The organism is Streptomyces sp. NPDC026659 (genome assembly GCF_040638245.1).
Taxonomy (GTDB): domain Bacteria; phylum Actinomycetota; class Actinomycetes; order Streptomycetales; family Streptomycetaceae; genus Streptomyces.
On sequence record NZ_JBEZXY010000003.1, the window covers coordinates 466,537 to 493,189 of the forward strand.

Here is a 26,653-nt window from a genome sequence, read left to right on the forward strand (position 1 = left end):
AGTGGCCTTCGCACCGTCGGGCCCTCACGAACCCGGGCTCCGGCGGGCGAAGCGCGTGAGCCTGGCGGCGAACTCCTCGGTCAAAACGCGGAGTTCGGGTGGGCCGTCGATGACGAACGGGCTGTCCAGCGAGGCAAGGGCCGCGGGGAGCCAGTCGAGGTGGGCGACGCGTAGGGCGACGTGGGACCAGTCGTCCGGGGGTGAGGGGGGCGTCACGGTCGCGAGGCCGGGGGGCAGGCGGGTGTGGATGTGGGCGGGGGGTGCCTGGATGCGGAGGGTCACCTTGTGGGGGTGCGGGGCGGTGGCGAGGGCGGTCAGGACGCGTTCGGCCGGGGCGGGGGCGAGGGGTGGCTCGAAGGAGCCGGGGAGGGTGCGGGCGTCGGTGATGCGGTCCAGGCGGAAGGTGCGGTCCTCGTTGGAGGAGAGGTCCGCCGCCGTGACGTACCAGCGGCCCGCGTGGGCCACGATGCCGTACGGGTGCAGGGTGCGCTCGCTGCGGCGGCCGTCGGCGGCGGTGTAGCGGATCGAGACGGGGCGGTGATGGTGCACGGCGTCGGCGATCGGGAGGAGGATCGCGGGGTCCGGGGCGGTCGGCGTTCTGGCGGGTGACTCCGTGAAGGCGAGGGAGGCGAGCACCGCGTCGAGTCTGCGGCGCAGCCGCTCGGGGAGTACCCGCCGGATCTTGGCCGTCGCCGTCTCGCTCGCCGTGTCGGTGGCCGCCGCCAGGCCCGAGCGCCGGCCGGCGGCCAGGCCGAGCAGCACGGCGAGCGCCTCGTCGTCGTTCAGCATGAGCGGGGGCATGCGGTATCCGGGGCCGAGCCGGTAGCCGCCGTAGCGGCCGCGCACCGACTCCACGGGTACGTCGAGGTCGACGAGCTGCTGCGCGTAGCGCCGTACGGTGCGTTCGTCGACGCCCAGCCGGCCGGCGAGTTCGGACACGGTCCGGGTGCCGCCCGACTGGAGGAGCTCCAGGAGGGTGAGGACGCGGGCGAGGGGTCGGGGCATGGCCGGAATTCTCCTCCGGATACCGGGCGGGTTCCGTCCGGTATCGGTCGTAGCGTGCGATCACCAGGCCAGCAGCGGCCGCACCTCAGAACCTCAGAGGAGAATCCCGTGCACTTCGTCTCCACCCGCGTCATCACCGACGACGTCCCCCGCCTCGTCCGCTTCTACGAGCGCGCGACCGGCGTGTCCGCCACCTGGGCCAACGAGGACTTCGCGGAGGTGAGGACCCCGTCGGCCACCCTCGCGATCGGCTCCACCCGCACAGTCCCCCTGTTCGCCCCCGGCTCCGCCCGCCCGGCCGACAACCACAGCGTCATCCTCGAGTTCCGCGTCGACGACGTGGACAACGTGTACGAGAACCTCAGCGGCTTCGTCGAGGACTTCGTCAACGAGCCGACCACGATGCCCTGGGGCAACCGCTCGCTCCTGTTCCGCGACCCCGACGGCAACCTCGTCAACTTCTTCACCCCGGGTACGCCACGTGCGGCCGCGCCTGCGTGACCACCCCGGCGCCTACGTGACCACCCCCGCGTCCGCGTGACCACCCCGCGCCTACGACCGCCGCCGTGCGCCGCCGTACTGCTCCTCCGTCACCGCCTCCGCCCACACGGTCTCGGGAGACCCGTCCCCGGTGCCCTCCCACATCGCGATGTGCTCCATGAAGTGGTCCGGGGTGGCGCCGTGCCAGTGCTCCTCTCCCGGGGGACACGCGACCGTCTCCCCGGGGTGGGCCTCCAGGATCACGCCGTCCCGCGTGCCGATCAGGGCGACGCCCGAGACGACATGCAGGGTCTGCCCCACCGCGTGCGCGTGCCAATTGGTTCGCGCCCCCGGCGAGAACCGGACCAGGTTCGCGCGCAGCCGGGACGGCGCCTCACCCGCGACGATCACGTCCCACCACACGTCCCCGGTGAACCAGTCGGCCGGGGCCTTGCTCGTGGCGGTGCGCTTGATGAATTCCATGATTTTCCTTTCGGGTATGCGGACGCGGGAGATCAGGTCGGGAAGGTAGAGGTGGACCGGCGCCGGTCCACCTCGCACCCCGACCTGCGGGAAGAACGACTCCTGCCCGTCGCCGGACGGCGGGGACGCACCCCGCCACTCCACCCATGCAACCCCGGTCCCGCCCCCGCAGCGAGTCACGGACAAGGGGTGTACCACCAGTACATCCCTCCCCCCCCCGCCCCCACGACGTACCGTCGATGACGTGGACAACCGTGCCGAAGTCCGCGAGTTCCTCACCTCGCGGCGAGCGAAGATCAGCCTGGAGCGGGCGGGGCTGCCGACGGGCAGCAGGCGGCGCGTGCCCGGGCTGCGGCGGAGCGAGGTCGCGGCGCTGGCGGACGTGAGCGTGGAGTACTACGCGAAGCTGGAGCGCGGGAACCTGGCCGGAGTCTCGCCGTCCGTGCTGGAGTCCGTCGCCCGGGCCCTCCAGCTGGACGACGCCGAGCGCGCCCACCTGCTGCACCTGGCGCAGGCCGCCGACGGCTCCGACGCGCTGACCCGCCCCCGGCGCCGCGCGACCCGGCAGTGGACGGCGCGAAGCAGCCTCCAGTGGACCCTGGACGCGATCACGGCGGGCCCGGCGTTCGTACGCAACGGCCGCCTGGACCTCCTCGCCGCGAACCCCCTCGCACGCGCCTTCTACGCCGACCTCTTCGACGGCCCCCAGCCCCCGAACCTGGCCCGCTTCACCTTCCTCGACCCCCGGTCCCGGCGCTTCTACCCGGACTGGGAGTACTTCGCCGACACCTCCGTCGCCATCCTCCGCACGGAGGCGGGCCGCGACCCCTACGACAAGGACCTGCACGACCTCGTCGGCGAACTCTCCACCCGCAGCGAGGAGTTCCGCACCCGCTGGGGCGCCCACAACGTCCGCCACCACGGCACCGGCACGAAACGCTTCCACCACTCCGCCGTGGGCGACCTCACCCTCGCCTACGAGGGCCTCGAAATGACCGCCGAACCCGGCCTCACCCTCACCATCTACACCGCCGAACCGGGCTCCCCGTCGGAGGAGTCCCTACGGCTCCTGGCGTCGTGGGCGGCGACGGCGGAAACGGCCACGGGCACGGCCACGGAGGGGTCCCGCACGGCCGGGGAGTGACACCCGGGCCACCTCCGGGGGCGACGCCCGGGCCACCCCCGGACCCCGGATCAGCCCTCGCGCCGCGCGTCCCGGTGTGCCCGCCACCGCTCCATGAGTCCCGCCACGTCCTTCTCGATGAACTCGAAGAACTCCAGCGTCTCGGCCAGCCGCCGCCCCGCAGGGGAATCCGCGCCGAGGGTGGAGACGCCGTCCCGCAACGCCTCCTCCCACCGCTTGATGATCGCTTCGCGGTTGGTGAGGGCCTCGTACCACTGGTCGGAGTGGACGCGGTAGCGCTCGCGGCGGGAGCCGGGTTCGCGTTCGCGGGAGACGAGGTGGACCTGGGCGAGGTAGCGGACGGCGCCGGAGACGGCGGCGGGGCTGATGCGGAGCTGTTCGCCCAGCTCGGCGGAGGTGAGGGTGCCGGTGTCGGAGGAGAGCAGGGCGGCGAAGACGCGGGCCGGCATGCGTGGCACCCCCGCTTCCACGAGCTGCGCGGCGAACCGCTCCACGAAGCGCGACACCACCTCCGGGTCGCGGCCGCCCCCACTCTCCACCTTCGCCTCCGTCATGGCTCCACCCTAGCTCTGCTTTATACGATTCCTTAACTTCACAAATTTCTGAAAGAAGCGTACGTTCGCCTTCATGACGAAGGCCATCACGGTCTCGGGACTGCACAAGTCCTTCGGCCGTACCCACGCCCTCACCGGCCTCGACCTGACCGTCGAGCGCGGCGAGGTGCACGGTTTCCTCGGGCCCAACGGCGCCGGGAACCCCACCACAGGACTAGGGCTCACTTTTTGCCACACATTTACGCGGCTGATTGCCCGGTTTGTTCAGGTCTGGGGATGGTTCGCCCAGGCCCCAACAGTACGGCCAACCGCGCGCGTTGCGCAGTCGTGAGCGGGGGCGAGGCTTCCATAATCGCGTCTATGGCGCGCTGTATGGCTTCCTCCGCGGCTCGCTCCGCGCGGTGCATCTCATCGAGCGTCGAGCCTGCCCCGCGCTCCCCTGCGGCTGTCTCCGTGGCTTCCTCCGGCATCGGTTCCCCCCAGGGTCCCTAGTCCCGTTTGTGGGCGTCCGTGGCACCCCTGGGCGCTACAGAGCGTCGTACGGGGCCGGTTGAGCGTCGCTGCACGGACAGGCGCCCAGGGGGCGGCAAGGCGGGTGCGTGTCGAGCGTCCCCCAAGACGCAAGCCACGTACCCGCCTACCGTGCAATGACAGAGGGGTGCGCAGCCACGGGCGCCACGCCTTATGCGGGACGTTCACCAGTCGCACCCCTTGATGTTGTGATGATTCGGATTCGGTCGCATTAACGGCCCCAGGGTCGCCGGCCGCCGTTCATGCGGGGGTGCGCACTCAAATCCCCACCCGAGTGCGCACACGATTTCGCTTTCTTTTCTAACCCGCTACCTGTGCCCACGTACATCGTCGCGGCTCCGGGGTGCCCCGGGCATTCGCTGATACGCGCCATGTCCTAGCGGATTACCGGTGACAGTCTGGCCATGCAGTGCGCTCTACCGCATGACGGCTCTTCCAACCGGCCCAAGCTATGCAAAAGTCAGGTCCTACCAGGGCTTACGCTCCGGAAGGGCTCCAACACTCTGCCGGGAGAAAGCGCATGTCAAGGGGGGTCGTGGGGTCCCTGTGAAGAAAGTTGCTGACGACTCGTCAACACATAGTTGCCCCTAGCAAGTTGGTAAGAATTTCGTGTGAAGGTTTAAGACTGCACGTCTTGGGGGACCCCCTCTGACCTGCGAACTTAGATGAACCTTTGTCAGGTCATGAGGACAGCAAAGCGCCCCCGCCCGAACGGTTCCGGACAGGGTCCGAACGTGTCTGAGCGGGGGCGCGTGGCTCTCGGCCAGCGACGTCTACGCGTCGCCTGCCATGTGGTCGAACTCGCCCGCTTTGGCGCCTGCGAGGAACGCGCGCCACTCGCGCGCGTTGTAGGCGAGTGCCGGACCGTTCGGCGCCTTGCTGTGGCGCACGACAACCCCACCGTTGTAGGGCGCAGCCTCAACGCAGTCGCCATTGGAACCGGTGAACGATGCTTTCTGCCACTCGACGCCCAGCGTCGAAGCGTCCTCAATTACGTAACTCACGACTTACCCCTTGCGGTAATCGTCTGCATACTTGCGGATTAGCTCGATTGATTCAGATTCTCTGAGAGAGTCCGTAACCATGAGCCGACGAAACAGATTGCTGTATTCCTTGACCTCTCCGGCTGCCTCAAGGAAGCGAGTCGACGTGTACCCCTCTACGTACACAATGTCAGGCTCCCACCTCTCCGGAAAAGACAGGATCACGAACGGGCCGAATAGGGCTGCATGGCTCGCGGCCTTTTTCGGCAGAACTTGAATCGTGATGTTGTGCGGGTATTCCTCGCACAGGTCTAGCAAGTGGTCAAGTTGGTCCGCCATGACTTGGGGAGATCCCAAGACATGCTCAAACACGGACTCACTGATGACGCCCCAGAACATTAGAGGGTTGGGACGCTTGAATACCTCCTGCCTCCGTGCGCGGATAGCTAGCCGTTCCTCGCGCCCCTCCTCTGAAATATCCGGCGTGTGTTGATCCATTACCGCGGACGCGTAGTCAGGGGTGTGCAACAAGCCCGGAATAGCGGTTAGTTGAACGTTGTACGCAGATTCCGCGTCCCCCTCGTACCCGATCAAATCGGCGTACGCGGCAGAGACAGCCCGAACCTGCGTTTCCCAACCGCGCTCATTGCCACGGTGCTTGAGGTGAAGGATGTACGCCTTGAGGCCCTGATCTGTGACCCCGTACAGGGTCAACAGGCGCTCTAGGTCCGCCTCAGAGATCCCCAGGCGCCCCGACTCGATGCGGGATGGCTTGGACGCGCCCCCCTTCCAGTCAAGGGCGCTCGCTACCTCCCGTTGGGACATGCCTGCGTCCTTGCGCAGTCCCTCAAGGACGTGCCCGAGGCGTACTTGACGGGCCGTTGGTTCGTCGTAGCGCCAACCCCGTTCCGTCACGCACCTACCTCCCTTCACCTCTCTGACCTGCGTCAACAGTGTCAACCTTCCAGCCGGCCACGCTAGTTGAGCGTCCCCCATGAGGGGGGAACTTCCCTAGCAACGTTGCAAGGCGCCCCCGCTTGTGCAACATTGCAAGTCGGCCCACGTCCCGTGACCGGACGCCAACCGTCCGCGCACAGGTCCCCAAGCCACATAGGGGTGAGCTATGCCCGAACAGTCCACGCGTCGCCAGTATCCCACCCATCCGGCAGCCGTCGCCCAGGTGCGTACCGACTGCCGCACGTTCTTAGAGGCGTGGGGAATTTCTGACGCTAGCGATTCTGCAAGCGCCATTGTGCTTGTCGTTAGCGAACTCGCGACCAACGCCGTTAGGCACAGTGATTCGGGAATGGCTTTCACCGCGTCCTTTGAAATGTACGGCGAGATATTCCGTGTGGCCGTACGTGACTACTGGGGCGCCACCCGTGGCGAGGAACCGCAGGCGCGCGAGGCGGAGGCGAACGCGGAATCGGGCAGGGGCCTGTTTCTGGTCGAGGAATTTGCGAATCACTGGGGGTGGACGCCAGAGGTACTAGGCAAAACCGTTTGGGCAGAGTTCGAAATCAAGATACCCACACAGGTTTGAGGGCGGCATGTATCGCGTCAGAAACGTGAACGATCCGGAGGGAGTGACCTGCGGCAGCACTGGTCAAGCTATTCGGGCAATGGCGGGAATGGTCCGCGCGCTGGACATGACCCGTGGCGAGCGAGGCGCCTTTGATCGCTGGTTTCACTACCAGAATTACCGGAGTCTGACGCTCGCCCTCTGGGATGGCCGCACCTATGAAATCGGAGTCATGGCGCGAGGCGTGCGGCAACGGTTCGTCATCGAACAACCTCCGCCCCTGCCCCATGAACACCCGACCCAAGCGCCCGTTGAGCGCGAGCTAATCCCCGTTCCCGCGGAAGAACGGGGCGCGCTCAACGGGTCAGAGGCTCCACACCATGGTGCCCCCGACTAGGTGTGTCGAGCCTCGCACGCGCCCAGGTGATTAGGCACCTGGGCGCGTGGTCGCCCCTTCACGGCAGGCAACGCCGTTCGGGGGCACGTCCGAACCTTTGCAAGGAAGGAACGAACGCACAGTGACAGAGCTTATCGGCTGCGCAGGCGCGGTAGTAGGCGCCGTGGCCTTACTGGGTGTGTGGCTCGGCCTCCGCCCGGAGGGGCAGAGCAAGCGCAAGGCAGCGCCCGACGTCGCCCAGGCGCCCAGCGCCCCCGACCCGTACGTATACCGCCTGCCGGACCCCCGTGACGCCCGTTGGCGCCGTTGGTCCCGCAGGGCGACGCTCCGCGTTCATGGGCCGGAACCGTTAATGCCCCTCGCAGAGGAATGGGAGCGCTGGGGCGACGGGGGCGCATGGCAGGGCCCCCACCCCATCCAACGGGCCGTAGAGCACATGGCGCCCTTTGAGGACCAGGGCGTTCCGGTCCGGCCCTATGTCGAGCGGCTACCAGGAAGGCACCGACGCACATGAACGACAAGGACCACGTGACCCCCGTGCACCTGCCGGATGAGGCGGAGTACCTTGCATGGCTCGAACATGCACGGCACTGCAAGCGGGAGTGCCGCACCCTGGGGCGTGACTGCCCGGAAGCCGTCGTGTTGCGCGCGGCCCTACAGCGCGCACGCGAGGCGTCCGCCCCCACATCGAGCTGAACACCTGACGGCTAGCCATTCCGGAGTGCCGACCGAAACCGGGCGAGTAATCGACCTGGGAATAGGCGGAGCGCGCCCCCAGCGCTGGGCTAGGAAGAACCCTGGGGCACACAGACGCTCGCCCCCTTGCCTTGACCTCCGGGCAGGGGGGCGAGTCATTTATGGGAGGGATCATGGACCGTTACAGATGCACGCGATACGAGGAACTTGCCGCTAAATACGACCGACACCGGGGATTCGATGCAGAAAGAGCCGTGAGCAACGAGCGTGATGTATCAGCCCAGTTGGCGGCAGCAGATGTAGGGATGAACAAGCGGTCAAAGGCTCGCGCCCTGCAAAAGCACATGAACTCATGCCCCTTATGCCGGTAGGGAGAGACGATGGACCAGAGGCAAGAAACAGAGTCGACGGAAAACGCCTGCGTCTTTCACCTCTTGGCAGGACGCACGATTGAGCTACTGGCCAACGGCGACTGTCCTTTGTGCATCAAGGCGCCCAGCGATGCGGAACAGGTGGCGTCCCACATGTTCCGCGAGGATGACGACGACGGAGACGACGGAGACGACGGATACACCTGGGCTTAGGCCCAACGCAGAAAAACGCCCCCCTCGCCTGAGCATGGCGAGGGGGGCGTTTCTGTGCGTTGGGTTACCGGGTGACGCTGGGCGCTTCCTTGTCTCCAAAGGGCTGCGCGAGCATGCCGTAGACGGCTCGCACGCCTGCGCCGATGGCTGCACCTAGGGCGCCCTGGGTGAGGCTGTAGCCGGATGCCGCCCAGGCTGCGAGGGCGCCACCCAGGGCAGCCGCTAGCGCCTGTTCCGCGAGCCGTACGAGATACCTACTCATGGTCGTACCTCCCCTGAGTGCAGGGTGATGGTTGTTGCGTTGATGGCTGCCTGTAGGGCGCCCAGGGCGCCGGACACGTCGAGCTGCGCGAGCGAGGATGTGAGGGCGTCGAGCTTGGCCGCAACGTCCTTGAGGGCGGCATTGTTGGCTGCCGCTATGGCACGGACCGCGGACAGTTCCGCCTCAAGGACGCGGACCCTGTTCCCCGTGTCCTTGAGCCACGATTGGGGTTGCCATGTGGCGTTCGTGGCCCTGTCCGGCGCCGTGTCCGGGGCGGCAACCTGATCTGTCTTCCAGACGGCATCAAAGGTCTGTTGAGCGGTGAGCGCCACGCTTCCCCCTCCGGTTGTCGGGTTGTCGGGCGTAGCCGGCCTGAGTCCGTTAGCCCACGTTCGGAGCGCGTCACGAGAGGGGAAGTTGGCAACGTCCCTGTCGATTCCCCCAGCGCTCGAATACTGGTGATACAGCCACGCGTGTTTGATCCGCGGTTGGCCGATCGGGCTACTTGGGTCGGCTATCCAAAGGCCATCACCCGCATAGCTTGTCTTGTCGTGCGTAAGCCAGAACGAAGTATTGCAGTACAGGACTACGCGCTGAGTGGGCGCTAGGCGCTTGCACTCCCGTATGAACCTGTCCTTTTCCTCGTTACTGGGGTACGTCCCATCGGGGGCGGACTCCCAATCACACGCGAGGATTTCACCTGGGCGTGCGCCTGCCCTGCTTACGAAATAAGCCGCCTGCGCCTCCGGGTTGCCCTTCCTCTGGAAGTGATAGAAACCCGTGACTAGCCCTGCCTCGCGCGCCCTCGCAACCTGCGCAGGCATCTTCGGATTCGCGTACGACGTGCCCTCTGTGGCCTTGACAAAAACAAAGTCGAGGCCCTTGAGGTCATACGTACTGGACTGATAAGCGGCGACGTCAACGCCCTTGATGAGATCCGCCATGGGGTCACCTCAATACCGCGGAGAGTACCGCTGTAATGGCAGAGGCAGCGCTCAGCACTGCCGTAGTCGGCAGGGCGTAGCGCCATCTTTCGAGCGCTGTAATGCGCGCCTCATGGGTTGTGGTCGAGTGCGCCTCAAGGGCACGCAAGCGCCCCTCATGGTCCTCTTGCTGCCTCAGAGCGATATCTAGCTTTGTCTCGATGCGCACTAGCAAGAGCTGTGATTCTCCCGTGTCATTCATGCGCCGGCCTCCGCCGCTAGTCGACAATGAACGGTAGGTGTAGGCGGAGGTTCGCCCCTGTATTGATGTTGTCTGACGCCGTTCTGAGAGTGCAGATTCCGTCCGTGCCGCAGACGAAATCCCCGCCCTCGACGCCACTACCCCAAAAGCCTTGAGTAGTGCCCGACGTCGGACGCCAACCGCTAGGTAGGGTGCATATCTGGGTGTCCGCAATGTTGCCGGTTGTGGCCGTGATATCAGCGCCGGACCGTTGGGCATATACGCGTATCTCGATGATGTTTCCAACGCGGTAGCCCGTAAAGTCGTTGAGCGTAAAGCCGCTCGCCATCGAGATTCCGGACGTCGTCTTAGTCGGCCCCGTATCGCCCAGGCGAGCCGCCGTGATGAGCATTCCTGCTTTCCATGTGGTCATGCCGTCCCCCAGTCGAGGGGCACATAGGCCCGATCCCACAGGTGGACGTCTGCGCCTATCACCTGATTCTTGGATACGCCGTTTATCGAGCGCGTCACGGACCAACGCTGTACAACGACGTTTTCAAAGTCGTCGTACGACACAACCGGGTTTGTGTTGGTATTCGAGGCGGACGATATCGACCGCATGCCAACGATCCCGGCGTCTTGAAATGTCGTGTCCGTTACCTGTAGGTCCCAGACATCAGGCTCAGTATCCGTGGCTAGCCATATCTTGGCCTTAAGGCTTGTGCCTGCGCCGTAGAAACGGAGGCGGAACCATGTACCCGCGGCATGCACTAGACCTGTCTTAGTGACAGTGGCTAGCTCTGTTTCCGTGGCGGTTAGGCGTTCACGAATCGACAGGGTCACAGTCTGATCTGTGTTGAATGCCACGCGCGCCGTATAGAGGTTGTCTCCGTCGACATAGCGCGCGACTAGGCCACCCGACAGAAAGCCGCCTGTAGCGAGGGCGCTTGTTTTGACGGATGTGTAAAGGTCGAAATCGTTGAAGACGACAGGTCCCAGCTTGCAACGGCGCGAGACATCAACGGTCGAGAGTGTGTGATTGCCTACGCCACTCGACACGCTGTAGTCACTCGCAACGCCTCCGACTAGTGACCAGGTGCCCCCGACGTCCGCCGTTCCCCAGTCGTTAGAAACGGTACGACCGAAATGGTCGACCTCCGTTCCCGTGCATGTGTTGACCCTTACTCGCTCGCCCTCAACGTTCACATCAAAGGGAAAGTCGGATGGGCTATCGATTGAGTTGACCCATAGCGGACCAGTCTCGATGACGACATACATGTCTGTGAAAGCGGCAGAGGCGTTGGCCACTAGGTGAGATCCGGACGTGTCCGCCCTCGCGGTACCGGCCTGGGCGACATAGGACCAGGGTCCGCCCGGAGTGCAGTTATATGTAATGTCCCATTCGAGTTGCTTGATGACCTCCGTATAACCCTGTACGAGTAGGTCGATACTGTCCGGCGGCAGCCATGACGGAGGATTGGAAACCGTCGCTCTGTCGCCCACATCTGCCGCCGTGACGTCATCAATGAGCGAGGGGCCTGCGGCAAGGTCGACATGCAATGTCGGGTATCGCGCCTCATCCCAGGTGCCCAGGTACAGCAACCATTCCGCAGCCTGGGCAGGTTGGGTGTCGTCGTACAGGTTGAGTTCCTGGGAGTCCTGATAGCGGCCAACTCCGTTGGGGGGCGCCTGCGTTGAGAGGGCGCCCGTAGTGAGTTCGCTTACCGCGGAGGCGCCATCCTTACGCGTAACCGTGATTTCGTTCTTCACTAGTTGGTCATCGTCAACAGGCTTGAACGGAGGGGCCACATGCCCCGCGGTTTGGTAGTTGAGGGCGAGCCGCACGCGCTGATTGAAGAGCGTTGACTTATCCCGGTAAATGAGTCCGGCTGCGGCCCTCTGTTCGTAGAGGATTCCTCCGTCTGCCTCCGCGCAGTCCCTCAAGATTTCGAGGACGGTAGCCGGCCTCTGCGGCCCTTGCTGCGCCTGTATCGACGTGTCACCACAGACAGACATGGCTATGGATTCCTCGCCTGCGAGGCGAGCGAGGCGGACGCCTGCGCGCTCCCCGTTCTGCCCCGTGTCGACGGAGTTGTAAGCGGTCGACTGCGAGGGAGAGAACACGGACACATGCCCAATGGCCATGCTGCCCAACTCCGACGAATAGCCGGAATCGGGGGAGCCGACGCCAACGACCGTGCCGATACTCCCTGAGTATGTGCCGGTTGCCGTTCCGCCTGCCCCGCCAATGTTGGTCCACGTGGTGACGTACGTAACCGTGCCGCCGCTCACGCTCACTCGATGCTGCCAACGGTTCCAACGTCCGTCGCTCAGGTCCGACCCAACGGAGCGCGCGTCATTCACGACTAGCGTTCCATCCTCGTCATAGCCCAGGACGCGAGCGAGCGTGTTACCGGATATCTGTAGGTACCAAGTGCGGACCGTGCCGGTACCGCAGTTGATAACCATGAGCGTGCGGTATGCGGTCGTTGTGGCGTCGAGGTTATAGACAAACTCGACTTGCCAACTTGTCTGCGTCGAGCTGGGCGCAGGCACAATCCCGTCAATGACTGCCCCGCTATTGAGCGTTGGCAGGGCGCTCGATCCGGCCAACGTGCCGTTAGCGGCAAACGTAAGGCCCGACGTCGTCATAGCGGCAATGCCCTTGATGGGCGAATAGGCAACCGTCGAGTTGGCCCCATCTTCCATGGGCCAGTAAGCCAACGGGCCCAACGTCGGAATGCGTCGGGTAAGCGTCGACTTGATAGGACTGTTGCCCTGGGACAGGCGACGCAGGATGCCCGACGCCGTGACCTGCGTATAGACGTCCTTCCCGGACACGTCCCATTCAGCCGGCCACTCGCTCACCTCACCCACGAAACGCACCTTGCGATTGGTGATCGAGGCGTTTCCCGCGAGCGTCCATGTGCGCCCAGCACTGTCACTGAAAGAGGTTGCGCCGGACGCCTGGGCGGAGAAATCCGGGTTGGCAACTACGGTCCCGGCAATGCCGTTCCGTACCTGGGCAGCGTGCACAGAACCTTTGGCAGGACCAAAGACGAACGCGGTTGCGTCGCCTATCCGCAGGGCCGTTGTCGAGTTGAAAATGGACGTCGTACCGGACTGCGTCACGACGTCGCCCAGTTGCACCCATGTACCGCTCAAGGTGTCCGCCGTATAAAACGTGACCGTGTTCCCAGAGGCGCCGTTATCTACGTCGAGCGTCACCCGCACGGCCATGCGTGTATCTGGTCCCGCGGGAAGAGGGATGGTCGAGGACGCGCTAAGCACGTTGCTGCCGTCCGCGCTCCACTCGAAATAGAGCTTGTACCCGCGGATAGCGAACATCCAAGATTTTTGGGGAGACGCCCCCAGCTTGGCTATCAACTCGATGTTCTTCAAACCGGACGTGTCCCCCTGGGGGTCCGTCCAATTGCTCAGCGTCGCATCAAACCGAATGTCGATATCCCCCGTGACATCTAGAGACGCGTCATCCGGAGTAGAGGCATAGTCCCCCGTGGCGCCCGGAAGATCGAGCGCCACGGACCCAGCCATAACCGACACCCGCAGGGGCGTATTACGGCCGATCTTTCCGTAATACGTCCCTACCGGGTTTCGAGGGGAATACTTGCCCGATGTGTTGTTGAGCGTGAGCGTGCAACGCGAGGGGTCAACGTCCTCGCCCTGCGCCGTGCGTCCCCTTGTGATGGTGATGGGATCACGCTCATAGACGTCATTCGAGATATCTGCCCAGGCCCCATCAACGAACAGTTCGGTTTTCGTCGCGAGGGGGGTGTTAGGGAAAGTCACGCGCTCCCCCTCCCTAGGGCTTTCTGTACGTTGCCCCCGGAAATCCGCTGGATTTCTCCGCGCAGATGGTCAATGAGGACAGAGGCCAATACCCGTCCGTCGACTTGCAGGTTGGCCACGATCGGGCGCCCAGGTGCCGCGCCCCCGCCTCCGCCCAGGACAGGCGTAGTGCCGCCCCTCGCAGGCGTAGCCGTGCCCTCGCGGACAGGCTTGACCATGTCGACCGCCCAGCGCCGTAGGTCCGTTTCGAGCCTGGGCGTCCGGCGCTTGATGCCTTGCCAGACTCCGGACGGCACGTGAGCGCCTACCTCATCCGCCATGAGGGTTGAGGGACTGTGAATGCCAAGAGCTTTCTTGATGGCTTTCGCCATGCTCTTAGCTATCTTGGTCATCTGCGCATCAATCTTTTTCTCTTGGGATTGCAGGCCCTTTACAAGGCCCTGCGCAGCCTTAATCCCGGAGTCGTACATGGCGGAGCCGGCCGCGTTCCCCGCGCTACCGGCTGCCTTGGTCAATATCTGCTGTTGCTTGTTTATGTCCTTGATTTGCTGGGCGCTTGCCGTCGAAAGTGCCTGGGCGGATGCCATGCCGCCCTCGACGCCTGCGTTGGCTATCTGCGCCACAAGGGCACCCGACACGCCCTTTTTCTTGAGCGCGTTGAGCAGAGACGCGAACTTGAGCGCTTCCTGAGCTTTCCGCTTCAACCCGTCAAGGATGTTCAGCGCCCCCATTCCGGGTTTGAGATCATCCCCAACCATCGAGGTGATATCAGCGCCCTGCAAAATGTTGCTCTTGACGTTCGCAGCGATCTCGCTACGCGCCTTGATGAGGTCCGCAACCTTCTTTTGCGCAGCCTTGAGCTTGGCCGCAACGCTCGCTTGCTTGTTGGCGAGCGAGATAAGGCGCTTAGAGTCATCGTGGATCAGGTCTAGTAGCTTGCTGCGTTTCTTCCCCTTGGGCAGGGCGTCACGGACAATGTCCGCAATCTTTGTAGCGGCAGCCTTTACCTGTTTCGCGTTGCCTGTCAGTCCAACGACTAGGCCCCTGACTATCCACTTACCCTGAGCGGCAGTGACTTTCGAGGGCGAGAAAATCGAGAGTGCGTTATCGATGGCGCCCTTGATCGTGTCTTTGGCAAAGCTCTTCACCTTGGACCAAAGCCAACCGCCCATGCCCTTAATGCCATTCCACAGGCCCTGTACGACGGAACGCCCCTTGGAATACAGGAGACTTCCCAGGCTGCCTATGCCGCTCGATATGCGCCCAGGCAAGCCCTTGACCCAGGAAACAAGCTGGGACGCTACCTGAATACTGCCGCTCTTTATCCGGCCCCAATGCTTGATGATCAGTCCGGGCAAGGTCCAGTTGAGGAAGAAACTAACGAGCTTCCCAGGTATGCCCTTGACCCAGGACACAACGGCATTCCAGACGCGGACCGTTCCCGACTTGATGGCGTCCCAATGCTTGATGATCAGTCCGGCAATGGTCCAGTTGAGAAAGAGATTCCAGACCTTAGAAGCTATGGACTTGATGTGTCCCCAAAGCCAATTCCAGATTTTCAGGGTCCACTTTTTCACCGTGTCCCAGTTGGCAATGATCAGAACGACCAATGCCACTACGGCAGCGATGATCCAACCAATGGGCCCCATGGCGATAAGCCATTGAGCGGCCATGGTTGCTGCCCAGATGACTGCGCGAGCGGCCATGAGGGCGAACTGAGCGACCGCGGTAACGGCTGCGCGCACGACTGCGGCAACGAATGTACCGATGGACGTGAGGGCGGAGCCGACCCACGCGGCTGCGGTCGTTGCCGCGGAGGCCACGGCAGCCGCAGCCGTACGGGCCATGGCCATAAGGCCAACTCCCATGAGCCGCAGGTAGCCGGCCACGGACCGCCAGAGGGCGCTTTGGCGTACTGTCTCGGCTGCGCTCGCTATGGCCGTGTACGTGGCGTACACGCGTTGTGCTGCCGTCACTGTGACGATGACTGCGGCAACGGCGCCCAGGGCGATAGCAAGGCCCTTGACTAGCCCTGTGTGTTTCATGGCGAATGAGGCAATGGCGCCACCCGCTACCGCGAGTTGGGTTGTCACGGCGCGCTTGAAATGCTCCATTTCCTTGGCCGGACTACTGCCTAGCGTCTTGGCTGCCTTATCGGCTGCGCCGCCCACCTTGCCCAGGGCTGCGGTTGCCTTGCTGGGGTCAATGGAGTTGAGCGCCTTTTGCATGTCCTCCGACTGCGTACCGAAGATGGCCGCAGCCACGGAGGCTTTCTTACTGTCATCCGGGTACTTCCGGAGGGCGTCAAGCGTCTTCTGTAGCGCAGCCGTGGCGCGCGGTCCGCCTGCCGCTACGTCTGCGGCCATCTGCTTTGCGTTGAGGCCCAGCGCCTTGAATCCCGCGGGGGCAGTCGAGGTGATGTCTCGCGCGCGGAGGTTGAATTCCTTGAGCGAGTCTGCAACTAGGTCCGCGTCCCTCGCGCCGCCCTTGAGGCCCTGAGACAGAATGCCCATAGCCGTCTGACCATCGAGGCCCAGGGACTTGAATTGAACGCTGTACTCATTGAACGTGTCCAAAAGATCATCAGCCTTATTGACTCCCTTTTGGAAACCAACCGTGATGATGTCAAGGGCCTCATTGGCATTCTTCGCTAGCCCTGTCTTGAGCATCTGCCCGACTGCGGCAGACACTCCGCCTAGGTCTTGGTCGAATGCCTCTGAGAGCGCCATTACCTTTGTGGTGACGCCCTCTAGTCCGCCCTTGACTTTGGATACGTCACCTATGTTTTGGTAAACGCCCTTGATGGCCTCATTCACATCTGCCGCAGATTCGCCCCAGGCGTTTTGGTAGACGTGCGCGGACACCTTTGCAAGGTTGGCGGCCTCCGCGTTGCCGATGCCCAATTGAGTTTGGAGCTTGGCATTAGCCGCGCTCATATCCATAGCCTGAGCTACGCCCACCCCCAGGGCGCCGGCCACGCCTGCGCCAATGGCCGCGGATGCCGTCGACAGGCGCTCTTGCATACGGCTTAGCGTTGGGCTTGCCTCATCCCGCGCAATCAGCCGGAAGATAAGGGAGGTATCCGACGACACGGATTCACCTCCGTTTCAATTGGGCCTCCGCCTCATCGATTTGCCTGCCGTATTCGTCGAGCCAATCAAGCAACGCGTCCGCTTGCTCGACCGTGAGTAGGTCCCACTCCCAGGGCCGCACGTGCAACAGGTGGGCAGCATTCCCGAGTTGGGTTAGCCTGCGATCGGCAGACTTGCTTTTCCCTCTTCCTCGCTCTCGTCAATAGCCGTGGCTATCTGTTCATCGAGCTGGGCGAGGGTTGCCGCGCGCTCATCACCAGTCGTGTTCTCTGAGACTGCCTCGCGCATCTGGGTTAGCTCTTGCTTGCTGTACTCCAACCGGAGTTCATCCCAGGCGAAATCAACATCGTCCCAACGGATCGTTGGGTGTTCGCGCTTGAGGAACATATAGAGCAACGCCCTACGGCAGAGGGAATTGCCGGACAGCACGGCGCTTGTGAAGTCTGAGAAATCCTTGCCTGTCTTGCGCTCCAACATTTCCCGCTCGGGGCTCATGAGCTTGCGCGGGTTGTACTTGAACCGCTTAGGTTCCTCGGAACCTTCCGGCTGATAGACGAGATACATAGGCTTACTCGCTCCGTACTCTGCTAGCTATCCTGTCGGCCATTTCGTTTACGGCATCAGCTATGGCCGCTTTCGCCTCCGGGGCAACACCCCTCATGGCGTCGTCAAACCAACCGATCTTTCCGAATTGGACGCGCCATTGGCCATTGCCCCATGACTGCGTCCGGAAGCCCTTCCGGGAGTTCATGCGCTTAGGCGCGTTGGCGAAATCTCGGATGCGAGGCGTACGCCTCGCACGGATAGACGCGCCTGCCCCTCGCATCGTCATGTTGACGCGCGGCTGAATGCTCTTGGCGATAGCCGGCCTGAGCTGGGGGCGCGTTGCGGAGCCGCCCGACGGAATCGCAAGGGCGCCGTTCCGGGCGCGCTCAGCATGGGGCCTGAGCGCGTCCCGTAGCGTCTTGGCAAGTTCCTTGCGGAGTTCCCTGCCGTCCGCCTCCGCGCGCATGGCGCGGATGAGATCCCGCAGGCTGTCTTGCGTGACCTCGACGCGTACCGGTCCGTCCGTCATGCGGTCGCGCGGGTGACTGCGCCGGACGTCGGGAAGCTCACGGACTGCGAGGCTTCGTCTCCGACGCCACCCTGAATGGGCTTGAGTTCCTTGATGAGGACGGAGCCTGTCCACTTGGGGTTAGAGGTACCAACCGCGGCAGACGTCGGGCGTACCTCGAACGTGACGACGGTTCCGAACAGGGGCCAAAGGATCGAGTCGAGGGCGGCAGCGGCAAAGTCTTGCTTGAACTCAATTGCAAGGCCACCGCTCTTGAGTCCGCCTATGACTTGCTTCCATCCGGCACTGCCATAAGTCGTGACGTCCTTTTCATCAACCTCGACGGTAAGTTCTGCCTTGCTCGCGTACGCGCTCAGGTCCGTTGCGTTGAGCGATACGAATTCCGACGTGAGGACCATAAAGGCCATGAGGGTTCACCCCTTACACCTGTATGCCGAATGCCACGGCAAAGAGAAATGAGGGAGTCGTTCCGCCGATGGTCCACTTGACGCGGTACCAATCGTCAGTAATCGCCGTGCCATCCGTGCGCAGGATTTGTCCGCTAATCGCGTTCGCCTGCGTGAAAGTGAGTTGGGTGATGGGTGAGGGGAAGCCGCTGCCGTTGTCCGACTCAATGACTACGTCGAGAGTGGGAGTCGTGCCGCTCACGCCCAGGACGTGAAGCGAGGCGTACAGACGTCGCCCGGACGCCACGGCGCCCAGTTGCACCCCTGTGCCTGTGCCGCTCGACGTACGCGCCGTACCGGGCGGGTGGCCGAACTGTCCGCGGACCAGGGGCCACGCGGAGGACGCCTTAGCCTTCCAAGGGGCAATGTCGCCCACCTGTCCGCCAAAGTTGTAATCGGCTCGCAGGGCCCTTACTAGGTACGCGAGATCCCCAACGGAAGCGCCTACCGGCCCCACAGACCATGGGCCCGTACCTCCGATTTGGGACCATGACGCGTCATCAACTTTGCTCGCGTCGAGCGCTTCCCAGAGTCCTTCCCCCATGATCTCTGCGGAGCCTAGTCCGGCCATGACCTCTTTCCAGCCGTTAGAGCCGTAAGTAGTCTTGTCCTTTTCCTCGTACTCTCCGCTTAGCTCGACCTTGTTTGAGGCGCCCGTAAGGTCTGCGCCAACGGCAAACAGACGGACGCCCGTAAGAACGACGAATGACATTTACGCGCTCCCGTCCCCTATCACTTCAATCGTGATTTCGGCGCCTAGGTATTGCAGTCCGTTGTGTTCGTAGAGGCGTAGACCCTGCATGCGCATGACGCGCAAGTCATGGGCGTATCCGTTGAGGGCGGCACTTCCGGGGGCGCCTCGCGCGTCCTCGATGACGCCCTTGAGGGACGCTGCCCCGGAGCCTGAAAGCATGGCGTCGAGTAGCTTTTGCCCCGCGAGATCATCGGCACGACTCACCAGAATGCGAGCCGTGAACGTGACTACGTCGAGCTTGCGTTTCATCACCTTGTCAAACTCAATGGTGTAGTCCGCAATAAAGAAACACGGCTCCGTGATGGCGTCCGGCATGTAGCCGGTACACGTGAGCGAGGCGTTAGGCAGGACTACCGCGGAGGCCGCTAGGGCGAGTTGCGCCCGAACGTTATAGATATCCATGCGTCCCCCTAGAACCCAGGCAGCATGAACCGTTTGCACAGTTCGTAAACGTCAGGGTCTACGCGCCCCACGCGGACGGCTCCCCACTCCGCGGAACCTAGGACGCCCTCCGGACTGTCCTTGCGCTTGTAGAGCCGTAGAGCTTGCAAAATGGTGGCTTGCGTGATCTCGTCCGGCACTGCCGGCCAACCCCATTTCGCGGTTACCTGTACGCGCGCCGTGCCTGTGGTCCCCCAGGTTCCGGAGTGCCGTAGCAACCCGGTTATGGGTAGGCCCAGGGCTACCGCATTCTCAGGCCATGTTTCGTAATCGGTAATCGTCGTGTAGGCGCCCCCGACGTCGCCGGTTGCTACGACTAGCCCGGTAGTCGAGCCGATATCGTCAACGATCAGGAGTTGCCCCGTGTCGTAACTGACAGTCCGAAACTCCGGGTTGAACGTCCTAGCCGTGGCGCTGCTGTCCAGCCAAAACCGCCGACCGCAGTTCTTATCGATGCCCCGCGAGGCTGCCGCAATGGCAGCCGTAAGCAAGGCGTCCCGTGTGGTGTCCGACGTGTTGAGCGCGAGTTTTAGGGTTGCCGCGGTTGTGTATTCGTTGGCCATGGCGCCACGCCTCCGTTACCGGGTTTCGACGTCGCGCTTACGCCTAGTTGCTCGCTCGACAGGGGCAGGCTCTTTTACGCGCTCCGCCATTCCGCAGGCGATAAGCGCTTGCCCCTCTCCCTCCGGAATATCGACAACTGCCCCGCGGCTAGGCCATTCCTTGCCGTTGCGGGTACCGGAGATATCGCCCAGGATGCGAATTCGCATGGTCGTCCCCCGTTAGTCCTGCGCAATGATTCCGGCGCTACGCAGGGCGGCAAGAATGCTAACAACGGCATTGCGTACCGCTACCGCCTCCGCCTGTACGTAAGAGGCTCCGGGCGAGGCAGGATCGGCAACGGCAGCGCCGTGCACATAGCTGTTTGTGTCCTCATCCCATACGGAAGGTGTGGGCATGGTGGTTTCCTCCCTAAAGAAATGGTCCGACCGTACGGGAAAGTACGGCCGGACCAGATAAAGCGACGGATTACGCAGCGCCCTGGAAAACCTTTACGGCGCCGGTAAGGTCGACAAGCGCAGCGTCCGCGCGCAGGAGTGCCCGGAAGGTGACAAGGTCGGACGAGAAAGCGAAATCGTCGGACCGCTCGAAACGGATTCCACCCGCGAGGCGAACGAAATACTGAGACATGTCACCGAAGACGACAGACTTAGCGGTCGAACCGACCGCGGCAACGTTCGGATCGGTCACGATGGGCTTACCCAAGAGCATGTCCGGCGCACCTGCCACTAGCGACGGCTGCCAAATGTACTGACCATCCGTGCCCTTGAACTTGCGGATAGTGGCAAGGGTGGCGTCCTTGACAATCCAGTAGCAGGAAGAGGACGCGCGGTAAGGCGCAATGACCGAATACTGAAGGTCAATCAGGTCATCGGTCGCAATGAGTCCGCCTGCCGTTGCGCCTGTTTTGCCAACGGTGGCGTCCGTGACGATGCCTCGCGGCTGCGCGGTACCGGTACCGGTCACCATGTGCGTTCCGAATGCGTTGCCCAGCGCGCGGCCGGCCTGCATCGAGAGATAACCCTCAAGGTCGACACCTGCGTCTGTGAGGAGTTCCCTCGACACCTGAATAAGCGTGCCGTACTTGAACGCCCCAAGGGTGATCTGACCGAATGCAGGATCGGACGCGGAGATAGTTCCCGCCTCCGTGACGATGGCAGCCGTAGAGTGCGCCGTAGTCTTGGGCACCTGTACCGACTCGCCCGACGTCGTGTTAAGGACGGTCGGGTTGGTCTGGAGTACGGCAGAGGTTTCGATCAGGTGCGCCATAAGCCGCGTGTAGAAATCGGTGGGAACGACGTTGCCGCCTGCGCCTGCCGTGAGCTTGGAAAGCGTGCGGAAGTCGACAGGGCCGTTGGGTACGACGTCGAAATACCGCGCCCCCTCGCCACGCAGGAACGTGCGCAGCTCTTCACTACCCTGCGCCTGCGGACCGTTGTTGGCTGCCTTACGCGGCTCACCGCGGAGGCGGGACATTGCGTCTTCCGCGTCCTTTGCGCGCTGCTCTCCGTCGAGCACGTTCTTAATGCGCTTGTCGAGCGCGTCAAGCTCTGCGTTGAGAGCCTGCCACTCGCCCTCTTCCTCTCCGGAAAGCGCGCGGTTTTCGTCGGCTGCCTTATCGGCAAGCGCCTTTGCCTGCTCCCACACGTTGGCGCGGCGCTCGCGCAGCCGCTTTACAAGTTCTGACATGACGGGACTCCCGTTGGAATGAATGGGGATTTCCAACGGGAGTCCGTAGCGCCCTGCACTCTTATCGAGTGCCTGTGTCCGTCGCCCTCTGCAAACGGAAGTCGCCCGGTTGTTCACCGTGTTACGCGTGCCGACGGGGTTTCCAATCGGCAGACAGGCAGTAGCCGGCCACGGTCGCTAAACCGTCGCGCCATATTCCTTGTTCGGTTATGTGTAAGGGTCCTCGCGCCGTGCGAGTAGAGCCATTCGAGCCGCCGCGCCATATACCTTCTTCTTAGGCGCGCTGGGTCGGTCGGATCGTTGGAAGAACTTTCGGAGTTCGTCCCGCTCCGCCATCGATCGAACTTCCTCGACGTCCGCGCCCACGTGGCGCGCGAGGGAGCGCAGACCTGCGGTTGAGTCGGGATACGCAGGGGTGTTGACGGGGGCAACGTCGACTAGCCGCACCTTGACCAGGGTTCGCATGGGAAAGCCCTGATCGGTCACGCCCCAATCGTCCTCGATGGTCTGAAACGCAAAGCTCGACTTGCGGACGTCGCCACGCTGGACAAGCTCAAGAATGTCGCCACGCGCTTTGGGCGGCTCAACCTCATAGTCAAGCCCTGTGCCATCAATGGCGAGGCTTAGCGTTCCGCCCCCTGTGGAGCCAAGCAACATGTTGTCATCGTGGTTATAGCGAGCGATGACGTCGGGCCATCCGTCGCCCCGACTCGCGTTGAATGCGGCAGGGTTGACTATCTCAACGAATCCGCCGAGATTGTGACTCTGCCGGTTGAAGACTGCGGCATATCCCCCAATGCGCTGCCGTTCCGCGCGTGCGCGCAGCTCGACGGGCACCTTGGTAAACCGCCTCTCAATATCTGCCATGGCGGGAGACTCCCTTTACTACGCAGCTTTGTTGTCGGTTGGTCCTGGGCTAGGGAGTCCGTAAGCCTGTCCCTCGCCATTGGGCAGGGGCGGCAAGTCCTCAAGCGCCCGGATTTCGTCACGGTTCCGCCACCCCTGGTCAAGCGCCATACCGTGAGCCGTATAGCGGTCAATGAGAGAGGTACGGATCATGGCGTCAACGTTGAACTTGACGAACTCCCGCCCAGGCATGAGCCGCGTGAATTCCGTTTCGAGGCGCACAAGCCATGGCCGCAACGTCACGGATACAAGGTGAATCATGTTCTGTTCGGGAGAGCTATAGCTCAGGGGTCCGCCACTGTCGCCCCCTACCATTTCCGGGGGAATCCCGAAGATGGCCGCTATCTGAGTCGCGTTGAGTCGCATGGTTTCGATGAATTGCGACTCTTCCGGGTTCACCTGTAGCGCGTTGAAATCCCAGTCATTACCGAATACGAGAGGCTTGCGTGCGCGCATGGCGGCAGACAAGCGGCCCTGAATCTCTCGCGACTCATCAGGGTTGATGGTCTTTGCGTTGTTCCTCATGGTGGCGGGTGGCGTTCCGCCGTTGTCGAACCAAGAGAGTCCGTATTCCGTGGCGGAGAGACCTACTCCGATGGTCCGTGCGAATGCCTGAATAGGCGACAGGCCAACGACGCATCCCGGCATGACTACCCATGTCAGGTGAATGATGTCTTCCGTCGGCACCTTGTTACCCTGCCAGTAATAGACAGGCAGGGTCGGGCGCGATTCATCTACCCATATCTCATCGGGGTGCAGCCATTCCACCATGATTGGGAAACCCAGGTCATCACGCTTGACGACTAGGCCATACGCGTTGCCTCGCAGGGCGAGGGACACGATGCATTTGTGCAGCCATTGAAAGAGGTTGTCTCTCGCGGCAGGTTCCCAAAAGAGCTGGGGTATGTAACTGACTGCCTCGCGGCTCGCGCCGTTGCGCCGGTATAGCTGAATCGGGAGCGAGGCGACACTATCCGCGAGGATGCGAACGCAGGCGAATAGCGGGATGAGCGATATAGCGCGCTCCGACGTGACGACAGTCGGGCGCCTGGGTCCCCCCGCAACCCAGGGCAGTGACGTGATGGCGCGCGACTCGACAAAGCGTGTCCATGCGCGCCGGAATGATTCCGTGAGTCGAGACATGCGCGCCCCTATAGGACAGAGTCCAAGACGTCGTAATCGGATTGGGCCGCGTCCTCACGTTCGCGCAGGGCCCATAGCGCGTTCGTGGCAGCAACAAGGGGGGAGATATCGACGCTCTCTGAGCGCGAGCGGGACCATGCCCACGCGTCGCCCAGGGGGCGCGTCCTCGCGCCGTTCATAGCGCCCGTGAGGGCAGGCTGATCGATGTGCACCGTTGTGCCTCGACGGACCGCGTCCGCGAACTGTCCGCAGGCAACGGCGACGTCGGGCGTGCGCAACACGGCTAGGTCCCCTACACGCGGCTTTTCAGGGTCCTCCGGGGGCGTTATGCCGTAGCCGGCCAACTCCCCCAAGAGCGAGGCGACAGGGCCTTTGGAGTCAATGCCTATGGCTATCGGCTGCCGCAGCTCCCGCAGGCGAGCGAGGGCGGGAGCCGCCCAATCGGTACCGGGGCGTCGGTCAACAAGCTCGACGTGAACCGTGCCGTCCGGCAGGGGCGAGACTGCGGCAATGGAAGTCCAGTCGCGCAGGGGGGCAACGTCGACCGCGAGGGCGAGCCTCGACGTGTCCGGGCGCGAGTCGGGCCGGACGCAGCGCGCCCATTCGTCCCTGGGAACGTTGGGGTCCGCGGGGGGCCGTGCCTCTTTGGTTCGGTTGAGGTACGCCCGATCGAACTCTGACGCGTCCATGGACTCAAGCTCTGTCCGGATAATGTCCGGGGTGACCGTGTAACCCAGCGCAGGCATGCACGTAAACCACGTGGCCGGATCACCCCGCGGCAATTCGTCCGGGGCGAACCATTCGAAATACGCAACCGCAGGCCACTCGCCCGTAAGCCACGCGCGCTCGATTAGCTCACGGCCCGACTTCCGCTTTTCATTGAGGAACACGCTCGCATCCGTGCCGCCTGCGGACGCCCACCACATCTGAGCATTCGGGCGGGTGAGCATGGCCGGACTCATGGCTTGCTCAACGCGGTCATCCTTATGGGCAAAGCTCTCATCGATCACGCCCAGGTCGAGGGGCGGACCGTGTCCCGCTTTCTCTGTGGTCGACACGATGCCCAACCGGCTGCGCGTCGACTTCCAGATGATTGCCTCATTGCCCGTTGTCTTGCGCGGGTGATATTTCCCCTTGAGCTGCGATGCGTCGAGCTTGGCAAGGAATTCGTCCTCCCACCTCTTCCGCGCGTCTATTCGCGTCTGGGCGGTATAGGACACGTTCTGCCTGTCCCAAGCCATGATCCGGTGAACCATGACGGTAAGGACTGTCTCTGTCTTGCCTTGCTGCCGCGGAACGGAAAGCCCAACCTTGCGATACGCGAGGCGCCCGGTAGCCGGATCGATTTCTAGGGCCACGTCGAGGACGTACCGTTGCCACGGCATGGGCGGGGAGCCGACCAACGCGGCCATCACCTTTGCTGCCTTGCCGCCCAGGGTCGGACGCGCCCAGTTTCGAGGGGTGCCCCACCGCGGAGGACAGGTCAAGCCGTACCGCTCGCGCAGTTCCTCCGCGTAGTCAGTCGGGGGCGCCCAGGTCCCCAAGGAAGTCATCTGCGCCCCCCGCGTGTCCGTCGACCAATTGGCCCAGGGCTAGGCGCAGTTCCCGCGAGAGAGCGGCCATTTGCCGCCCCTCCGGTCCGCCTCCGTCGTCTATCTCGCGCGCTACTCGGTACGCCAATTCGGCAAGCGTCCGTTCGGTCCCTAGTAGCTCCCCCAGGGCGCCAACGTCCGCCCTCACGGCGCTCTCAATGGGGCCCATGAATGCACCCCCCTAAATGGGCGTCGAGGCGCGTCACGGCGCGGCCAACCAAGATCACTCCGGCCGAACTCGCCCCGCGCAAAAAAATGGAAGTTTGGGCCGGGGCTGGGAAGGGCTCCGGCTAAAAGAACGGCTCCGCTCTGACCTGGGCAAACGTCCTACAGAATGCAAACGCGCAGGTCAGAGCGTTGTAATGCGCGTGCGAGGGCGCCGGTTTGGGCTGCGCCTGGGGGTTGTCGAGCGTCCGGCCAAATCGGCAGGTGATTTCGACGGTTGCAAGCCTCTGACCTGCATGTTTGTGCAGTCGAGGGCATATGCCCTGGTCAGAGGGCTGGATGCATCGCGTCGCCCTGGTCCTGGTCCTCAATGACGTCGAGCGTGCACCCCATCTGACCTGCGCCTTTGCGTGCGCGGATGCGCCGGCCTCGCCAATTCGAGGCGGGTTGCTGCGCGTCCTGGTCCTGCCGGTTGGGTAGCGCACGCCCCCAGCTCGACGCGCGCGAGGGGCAATGGTCGGGCCTTGCCGACAGGACCAGGGGCCTAGGTGCGCCGGTACCAATCGATCGAGGTACGCAGTAGGTCACACTCACTGGGGAGCTTGTCCCCCTTGAGGTTGTTGCACTTGCGCAGGCAGGTGGGGCAGCCGCGTACTCCGTGTATGGGCCCTAGGTTGTCGAGGGCGTACGGGTCGCCTCCGCGGCTCACGGGGGTGATGTGGTCGGCTGCGTCTGCGCCTGGGTGTCCGCACCATATGCACGTGTCGGAGGCTGCGAGGACTGCGGCCCTGTTCTGCCGATACCTGTAGTCCGTCAGTTCCTTGCGTCCGCTCACGGCCCACCCCCAGACATGCGTAAGGCCCCTGAGTCATGCGAGGACTCAGGGGCCTAGGCCCTTTGTGTGGCGCTTCCGCTCCGCTCACGGCGGGGAGCTGGGGCGGTTGCCGCTCAGGGGGGCCGTGTCCGGGCATGCCGAACACGGCTCAATCTTCGGTTACGGATTGGTCATCGTCAAGGGGAGTTCGGGGGCGAGGGAATCGAACAGGTGGCGGGGGCGGTAGGGGTGGGCATTCGGCCCCCTCGACGCAATGCGGGGTGCACAGGTGGCGATACCGGGGGAGTTCGTCTAGGTCCCATAGGGCGCCTCTGGGTCCGGGTTTTCCGTAGTTGCGTA

General features: G+C 63.3%; 21 protein-coding genes and 1 pseudogene. 5 read left to right on the forward strand and 17 right to left on the reverse strand.

Features of this window, described 5'->3' with window-relative positions; translation table 11 throughout:
- Nucleotides 1-24: 24 nt before the first annotated feature.
- On the reverse strand, nt 25-1,005 hold the full coding sequence (locus AB0E91_RS11065) for a YafY family protein (protein ID WP_361778490.1): 981 nt from the start codon (nt 1,003-1,005) through the stop codon (nt 25-27).
- Between the two features lie 108 nt (nt 1,006-1,113).
- Here AB0E91_RS11065 and AB0E91_RS11070 point away from each other — a divergent pair, with 108 nt between their 5' ends.
- A complete protein-coding gene (locus AB0E91_RS11070; RefSeq protein WP_361778493.1) occupies nt 1,114-1,506 on the forward strand; it encodes a VOC family protein in 393 nt (130 codons plus the stop codon).
- A gap of 51 nt (nt 1,507-1,557) precedes the next feature.
- On the opposite strand, the gene AB0E91_RS11075 is transcribed toward AB0E91_RS11070, so the two are convergent.
- A complete protein-coding gene (locus AB0E91_RS11075) occupies nt 1,558-1,968 on the reverse strand; it encodes a cupin domain-containing protein (RefSeq protein ID WP_361778496.1) in 411 nt (136 codons plus the stop codon).
- A gap of 244 nt (nt 1,969-2,212) precedes the next feature.
- Between AB0E91_RS11075 and AB0E91_RS11080 the strand changes: the two genes are divergently transcribed.
- The gene (locus tag AB0E91_RS11080) at nt 2,213-3,112 is read left to right on the forward strand and encodes a helix-turn-helix transcriptional regulator (RefSeq protein WP_361778499.1); all 900 of its coding nucleotides are present in this window, start codon (nt 2,213-2,215) and stop codon (nt 3,110-3,112) included.
- 50 nt (nt 3,113-3,162) lie between these two features.
- On the opposite strand, the gene AB0E91_RS11085 is transcribed toward AB0E91_RS11080, so the two are convergent.
- Nucleotides 3,163-3,666 (reverse strand): MarR family transcriptional regulator, encoded by a 504-nt coding sequence (locus AB0E91_RS11085; RefSeq protein WP_361778502.1) that lies wholly within the window; start codon nt 3,664-3,666, stop codon nt 3,163-3,165.
- A gap of 73 nt (nt 3,667-3,739) precedes the next feature.
- Here AB0E91_RS11085 and AB0E91_RS11090 point away from each other — a divergent pair.
- A pseudogene (locus AB0E91_RS11090) lies at nt 3,740-3,877 on the forward strand (ABC transporter); the annotation flags it as partial.
- 1,093 nt (nt 3,878-4,970) lie between these two features.
- On the opposite strand, the gene AB0E91_RS11095 reads toward AB0E91_RS11090, so the two are convergent.
- Both AB0E91_RS11095 and AB0E91_RS11100 read right to left on the reverse strand, forming a co-directional pair.
- On the reverse strand, nt 4,971-5,201 hold the full coding sequence (locus AB0E91_RS11095; protein ID WP_361778505.1) for a DUF397 domain-containing protein: 231 nt from the start codon (nt 5,199-5,201) through the stop codon (nt 4,971-4,973).
- Nucleotides 5,202-5,204: 3 nt separating this feature from the next.
- Complete coding sequence (locus tag AB0E91_RS11100) at nt 5,205-6,113, reverse strand: helix-turn-helix transcriptional regulator (RefSeq protein WP_361779066.1); 909 nt, start codon at nt 6,111-6,113, stop codon at nt 5,205-5,207.
- Between the two features lie 190 nt (nt 6,114-6,303).
- Here AB0E91_RS11100 and AB0E91_RS11105 point away from each other — a divergent pair, with 190 nt between their 5' ends.
- On the forward strand, nt 6,304-6,723 hold the full coding sequence (locus AB0E91_RS11105) for an ATP-binding protein (protein WP_361778508.1): 420 nt from the start codon (nt 6,304-6,306) through the stop codon (nt 6,721-6,723).
- 886 nt (nt 6,724-7,609) lie between these two features.
- Nucleotides 7,610-7,795 carry a hypothetical protein gene (locus tag AB0E91_RS11110; protein ID WP_361778511.1) on the forward strand — a complete coding sequence of 62 codons (186 nt, stop codon included), beginning with the start codon at nt 7,610-7,612 and terminating at the stop codon, nt 7,793-7,795.
- Nucleotides 7,796-8,637: 842 nt separating this feature from the next.
- On the opposite strand, the gene AB0E91_RS11115 is transcribed toward AB0E91_RS11110, so the two are convergent.
- The 12 genes from AB0E91_RS11115 to AB0E91_RS11170 form a co-directional block, all read right to left on the reverse strand.
- A complete protein-coding gene (locus AB0E91_RS11115) occupies nt 8,638-9,585 on the reverse strand; it encodes a GH25 family lysozyme (protein ID WP_361778514.1) in 948 nt (315 codons plus the stop codon).
- A 649-nt stretch (nt 9,586-10,234) separates the two neighbouring features.
- Entirely contained in the window at nt 10,235-13,615 is a 3,381-nt protein-coding gene (locus AB0E91_RS11120) for a hypothetical protein (RefSeq protein WP_361778518.1), read from the reverse strand.
- Nucleotides 13,612-16,638, reverse strand: coding sequence for a phage tail tape measure protein (locus tag AB0E91_RS11125; protein WP_361778521.1), 3,027 nt, complete (start codon nt 16,636-16,638; stop codon nt 13,612-13,614). The genes AB0E91_RS11120 and AB0E91_RS11125 overlap by 4 nt, the downstream gene beginning before the upstream one ends.
- Nucleotides 16,639-16,860: 222 nt before the next feature.
- Complete coding sequence (locus AB0E91_RS11130; RefSeq protein ID WP_361778524.1) at nt 16,861-17,271, reverse strand: hypothetical protein; 411 nt, start codon at nt 17,269-17,271, stop codon at nt 16,861-16,863.
- A 507-nt stretch (nt 17,272-17,778) separates the two neighbouring features.
- Entirely contained in the window at nt 17,779-18,189 is a 411-nt protein-coding gene (locus tag AB0E91_RS11135) for a hypothetical protein (protein WP_361778527.1), read from the reverse strand.
- A 13-nt stretch (nt 18,190-18,202) separates the two neighbouring features.
- Nucleotides 18,203-18,430, reverse strand: a complete 228-nt coding sequence (locus AB0E91_RS11140) for a hypothetical protein (RefSeq protein WP_361778530.1) — start codon at nt 18,428-18,430, stop codon at nt 18,203-18,205.
- Nucleotides 18,431-18,940: 510 nt separating this feature from the next.
- On the reverse strand, nt 18,941-19,384 hold the full coding sequence (locus AB0E91_RS11145; RefSeq protein ID WP_361778533.1) for a hypothetical protein: 444 nt from the start codon (nt 19,382-19,384) through the stop codon (nt 18,941-18,943).
- An 8-nt stretch (nt 19,385-19,392) separates the two neighbouring features.
- A complete protein-coding gene (locus AB0E91_RS11150) occupies nt 19,393-19,986 on the reverse strand; it encodes a phage gp6-like head-tail connector protein (protein WP_361778536.1) in 594 nt (197 codons plus the stop codon).
- Nucleotides 19,987-20,452: 466 nt separating this feature from the next.
- Nucleotides 20,453-21,673, reverse strand: a complete 1,221-nt coding sequence (locus AB0E91_RS11155) for a phage major capsid protein (protein WP_361778539.1) — start codon at nt 21,671-21,673, stop codon at nt 20,453-20,455.
- Between the two features lie 207 nt (nt 21,674-21,880).
- Complete coding sequence (locus AB0E91_RS11160) at nt 21,881-22,540, reverse strand: HK97 family phage prohead protease (RefSeq protein WP_361778541.1); 660 nt, start codon at nt 22,538-22,540, stop codon at nt 21,881-21,883.
- A gap of 18 nt (nt 22,541-22,558) precedes the next feature.
- Nucleotides 22,559-23,722, reverse strand: coding sequence for a phage portal protein (locus tag AB0E91_RS11165; RefSeq protein WP_361778544.1), 1,164 nt, complete (start codon nt 23,720-23,722; stop codon nt 22,559-22,561).
- Between the two features lie 8 nt (nt 23,723-23,730).
- On the reverse strand, nt 23,731-25,134 hold the full coding sequence (locus AB0E91_RS11170; protein ID WP_361778547.1) for a terminase family protein: 1,404 nt from the start codon (nt 25,132-25,134) through the stop codon (nt 23,731-23,733).
- Between the last annotated feature and the right edge of the window lie 1,519 nt (nt 25,135-26,653).

Excerpts from the sequence above, each read along its gene's own strand:
- AB0E91_RS11065 (WP_361778490.1), bottom strand. The coding sequence starts at position 1,005 with ATGCCCCGACCCCTCGCCCGCGTCCTCACCCTCCTGGAGCTCCTCCAG.
- AB0E91_RS11075 (WP_361778496.1), bottom strand. The coding sequence starts at position 1,968 with ATGGAATTCATCAAGCGCACCGCCACGAGCAAGGCCCCGGCCGACTGG.
- AB0E91_RS11085 (WP_361778502.1), bottom strand. The coding sequence starts at position 3,666 with ATGACGGAGGCGAAGGTGGAGAGTGGGGGCGGCCGCGACCCGGAGGTG.
- AB0E91_RS11105 (WP_361778508.1), top strand. The coding sequence starts at position 6,304 with ATGCCCGAACAGTCCACGCGTCGCCAGTATCCCACCCATCCGGCAGCC.
- AB0E91_RS11110 (WP_361778511.1), top strand. The coding sequence starts at position 7,610 with ATGAACGACAAGGACCACGTGACCCCCGTGCACCTGCCGGATGAGGCG.
- AB0E91_RS11115 (WP_361778514.1), bottom strand. The coding sequence starts at position 9,585 with ATGGCGGATCTCATCAAGGGCGTTGACGTCGCCGCTTATCAGTCCAGT.
- AB0E91_RS11125 (WP_361778521.1), bottom strand. The coding sequence starts at position 16,638 with ATGCAAGAGCGCCTGTCGACGGCATCCGCGGCCATTGGCGCAGGCGTG.
- AB0E91_RS11130 (WP_361778524.1), bottom strand. The coding sequence starts at position 17,271 with ATGTATCTCGTCTATCAGCCGGAAGGTTCCGAGGAACCTAAGCGGTTC.
- AB0E91_RS11135 (WP_361778527.1), bottom strand. The coding sequence starts at position 18,189 with ATGGCCTTTATGGTCCTCACGTCGGAATTCGTATCGCTCAACGCAACG.
- AB0E91_RS11145 (WP_361778533.1), bottom strand. The coding sequence starts at position 19,384 with ATGGATATCTATAACGTTCGGGCGCAACTCGCCCTAGCGGCCTCCGCG.
- AB0E91_RS11150 (WP_361778536.1), bottom strand. The coding sequence starts at position 19,986 with ATGGCCAACGAATACACAACCGCGGCAACCCTAAAACTCGCGCTCAAC.
- AB0E91_RS11155 (WP_361778539.1), bottom strand. The coding sequence starts at position 21,673 with ATGTCAGAACTTGTAAAGCGGCTGCGCGAGCGCCGCGCCAACGTGTGG.
- AB0E91_RS11160 (WP_361778541.1), bottom strand. The coding sequence starts at position 22,540 with ATGGCAGATATTGAGAGGCGGTTTACCAAGGTGCCCGTCGAGCTGCGC.
- AB0E91_RS11165 (WP_361778544.1), bottom strand. The coding sequence starts at position 23,722 with ATGTCTCGACTCACGGAATCATTCCGGCGCGCATGGACACGCTTTGTC.
- AB0E91_RS11170 (WP_361778547.1), bottom strand. The coding sequence starts at position 25,134 with ATGGCCGCGTTGGTCGGCTCCCCGCCCATGCCGTGGCAACGGTACGTC.